We start from the raw sequence: 3,662 nt of genomic DNA, 5'->3' as shown, positions 1-3,662 counted from the left end.
CACGAACAGCCCGGCCGCCGCCGACAGCACGAAGTACCCGTGCGCCACGCGCTTTTCGAAGATCGATTCGCGGGCCGCCACGTCGTCCATGTGCGCGTAGAAGAAGTCGCCGGTCAGTTCGGCGAACGCCACCACGTCGGCCTCGGTGATCGTCCGCCGGTCGGTGATCAGCGTCTCACCGATCTCCAGTTCATCGAAATACTTCCGGAACGGATGCACCTGGCCGCGGCGCTGCTCGGCGCCCGGCATCCACTGGTCCATGACCGCGGTGAGCACGCTGGGCGAGCCCTGCACCGCCGTGCGTTGCATGTAGTGCAGCACGCCGCGGGTGCCGCCCATCTCCTCACCGCCACCGGCCCGCCCCGGGCCGCCGTGCACGAGGTTGGGCAGCGGCGAGCCGTGCCCCGTGCTCTCCCCGGCGCTCGACCGGTCGAGCACCATGAACCGGCCGTGGTACGGGGCCACGCCGAGCACGATCCGCCGCGCCACCTCGTGATCGGCGGTGAACAGCGACCCGCACAGGCTCCCGCGCCCGAGCCGGGCGAGTTCCAGCGCCTCATCAACGGACTGATATGGCATGACGGTGTTCACGGGGCCGAACGCCTCGACGTCGTGCGGCTCGTGGCGCGCGAACGGCGCGTCGCAGACGAGCAGTAGAGGCGCGAAGAAGGCGCCCCTCGTGCGGTCGGCCCCCACGACGGCGAAGTCGTCGGCGCCGCCGTACGCCACCGCGCCGGCGCGCCGCAGCTCGGCGGCCTTCTGCCCCACGTCGCGCACCTGCCCCTTGCTGGCCAGCGGTCCCATCCGCACCCCCTCGGCCGCGGGATCGCCGATCACGACCTTCTCGAGGCGCGCGCGCAGCGCCTTGACCACGTCGTCCTCCATGCCGGCGGGCACGATCGTGCGCCGGATGGCCGTGCACTTCTGGCCGGCCTTCGCGGTCATCTCCCGTACGACTTCCTTGATGAAGAGGTCGAACTCCTCCGTGCCCGGCGCGGCATCGGGGCCGAGGATGGAGCAGTTGAGCGAGTCCGCTTCCATGTTGAAGCGCACGGCGTGTTCGACGATGGCCGGGGTCTCGCGCAGCATCCGGCCGGTGGCCGCCGAGCCGGTGAACGCCACGGCGTCCTGGCCCCCGAGTTGCGAGAGGAGATCGCCGGCACTGCCGCAGATGAGTTGCAGGGCCCCGTCGGGCAGGATCCCCGAGACGACCATTTCACGCACCATCGCCTCGGTGAGGTACGACGTCACGGTAGCCGGCTTGACGATGGCCGGCACGCCGGCCAGGAACGTCGGCGCGAGCTTTTCCAGCATGCCCCAGCACGGGAAATTGAAGGCGTTGATGTGCACGGCCACACCTTCGAGCGGCACACAGAGGTGGCGCGCCACGAATGTCCCGCCCTTGGACAGCGGCTCCATGGGCCCGTCCACGTAGAACGTCTCGTCCGGGAACTCGCGGCGGCCGCGGCTGCCATACGCGAAGAACGTTCCGATCCCGCCCTCGATGTCGATCCAGGAATCCTGCCTGGTGGCGCCCGTGGCCGCCGACACCTCGTAGAACCTGTCCTTCCGTTCCATGAGATACGCCGCCATGGCCTTGAGCATCCGGGCGCGCTCGTGAAAGGTCATGGCCCGCAGCTTGGGGCCACCCACCGCGCGCGCATACTCGGTCATCGCCTTGAAGTCGAGCCCGCCGCTCGACGTCTCGCCGATCGTCTCGCCGGTCACGGCGTGCACCAGCTCCGTGGTCCTGCCGGTGCCGGTCACCCAGTGGCCAAGCGCGTAATTCTGCGGCTTCATGATCGGCTCCTCGTGTCCTTCCAGGTCTGATACGATTTCTGCTGCTCGCGGCGGTCGGCCGGCACGTCACGCAGGGGCTCGCAGGGCTTCCATCCGGCACGCATGCGGGCCGGGAGTGCCTGATACACGCGGGTGCCGTCGTTCTTCCATGCGAGCATTTCGTCGGTGACGTCCCGCACCACGCGGGCGGGGCTGCCCACGACGACCTTGCGCGGCGGGATCCGCATCTCGGCGGGCACGAAGCTCAGCGCGCCGATGATGCACCCCGCCCCGACGTCGGCGTTGTCCATGATCACCGCATTCATGCCCACGAGCACGTTCTCGCCGAGACGTCCCCCGTGCAGCACCGATCCGTGGCCCATGTGCGCCGATGGTTCGAGCACCGCTGTGGCGCCGGGAAAGGCGTGGATGGTGCAGTTCTCCTGCACGTTGCACCCGTCGCCGATCACGACGCCGCCCCAGTCGCCGCGGATCGCGGCGCCGGGCCCCACGTACACGTCGCGCCCGATCACCACGTTGCCGGTGACGGCGGCCTGCGGGTGCACGAACGCCGATTCATGGATGACCGGCACGAACCCCTCGAACTCGTAGATCACGCGCGCTCCAGCACCATCGCCATGCCCTGCCCCACGCCGATGCACATGGTGCACAGCGCATAGCGCTTACCGGTCCGCTCGAGTTCCCGCATGGCGGTGAGCACGAGCCGGGCGCCGGACATGCCCAACGGGTGCCCCAGCGCGATCGCCCCCCCGTTGGGATTCACGCGGGGGTCGTCGTCGGGAATGCCGAACTCGCGCAGGCACGCCAGCGACTGGGCGGCGAACGCCTCGTTGAGTTCGATGACGTCCATCTGGTCGAGCGTGAGCCCCGCCAGCTGGAGGGCGCGACGTGTGGCCGGCACCGGCCCCATCCCCATGATGCGCGGCTCGACACCCGCCGCGGCCGACGCGAGCACGCGGGCCCGCGGCGCGAGCGAGAACTCCCTGGCCCCCCGGGCCGACGCCACGAGCAGCGCGGCCGCGCCGTCGTTGAGGCCCGACGAGTTGCCGGCCGTGACGGATCCCTTGCCGTCGGCGCGGAACGCGGGGCGCAGCTTGCCGAGCCCGGCCAACGACGAGTCGGGGCGGATGAATTCGTCGTGCTCCACCGACACCGGGTCGCCCTTGCGCCGCGGGATCGACACCGGGACGATCTCGAGCGCCAGCCGCCCCGACCCCCGCGCCGCCGCCGCCTTCTGCTGCGACCGCAGCGCGAACGCATCCTGGTCGGCGCGCGACACCCCGAACTGCTCGGCCACGTGCTCGGCGGTCTGTCCCATGGAATCGGTGCCGTACTTCGCCTGCATATTAGCGTTTACAAAACGCCACCCCAGGCTCGTGTCGTAGAGCTGCATGTCGCGGGCGAACGGCACCGCGCCCTTGGAGAGGACGTACGGCGCCCGGGTCATGCTCTCCACGCCTCCGGCCAGGTACAGGTCCCCCTCGCCCACTCGCACGCCATGCGCCGCGTGCGCCACGGCGTTCAGCCCCGAGGCACAGAGCCGGTTCACCGTCTCCCCCGGCACGGTCGCCGGCAGGCCGGCGAGCAGCAGCGCCATGCGGGCCACGTTGCGGTTGTCCTCGCCTGCCTGGTTGGCGCACCCGAGGATCACGTCGGTGATCCGCGATGGATCCACGGAGGGATTGCGTGCGAGCACGGTGGCCAGCACGTGCGCCGCCATATCGTCGGGGCGCACGTCGCTGAGCGCGCCCCCCAGGTTGCCGATGGGGGTGCGAACGCCGTCGACCAGAAACGCGTCGGTCATGCGGAAGTGTCCGGGGAAAAGTGATCCTGCCGCGTGCGGTAGACCGTGCCGCGGAAGA

Annotated in this window: 3 protein-coding genes; all 3 read right to left on the bottom strand. The window is 70.3% G+C overall.

The window, feature by feature from the left end:
* On the bottom strand, positions 1-1,800 hold a 1,800-nt coding region (paaZ, locus tag VNF92_04810), incomplete at its 3' end, for a phenylacetic acid degradation bifunctional protein PaaZ (protein ID HVA57187.1).
* Positions 1,797-2,396 carry a transferase hexapeptide repeat family protein gene (locus VNF92_04805; GenBank protein HVA57186.1) on the bottom strand — a complete coding sequence of 200 codons (600 nt, stop codon included), beginning with the start codon at positions 2,394-2,396 and terminating at the stop codon, positions 1,797-1,799. The genes VNF92_04805 and paaZ, both read right to left, overlap by 4 nt.
* Entirely contained in the window at positions 2,393-3,604 is a 1,212-nt protein-coding gene (pcaF, locus tag VNF92_04800; protein ID HVA57185.1) for a 3-oxoadipyl-CoA thiolase, read from the bottom strand. Before pcaF ends, VNF92_04805 begins: the two co-directional genes overlap by 4 nt.
* Positions 3,605-3,662 lie beyond the last annotated feature (58 nt).

It is taken from the genome of Gemmatimonadaceae bacterium (assembly GCA_035533015.1).
Lineage (GTDB): Bacteria > Gemmatimonadota > Gemmatimonadetes > Gemmatimonadales > Gemmatimonadaceae > JAGWRI01.
The sequence above is the reverse complement of the archived record's forward strand: the minus strand, read 5'-3'. Positions and strand labels throughout refer to the sequence as shown.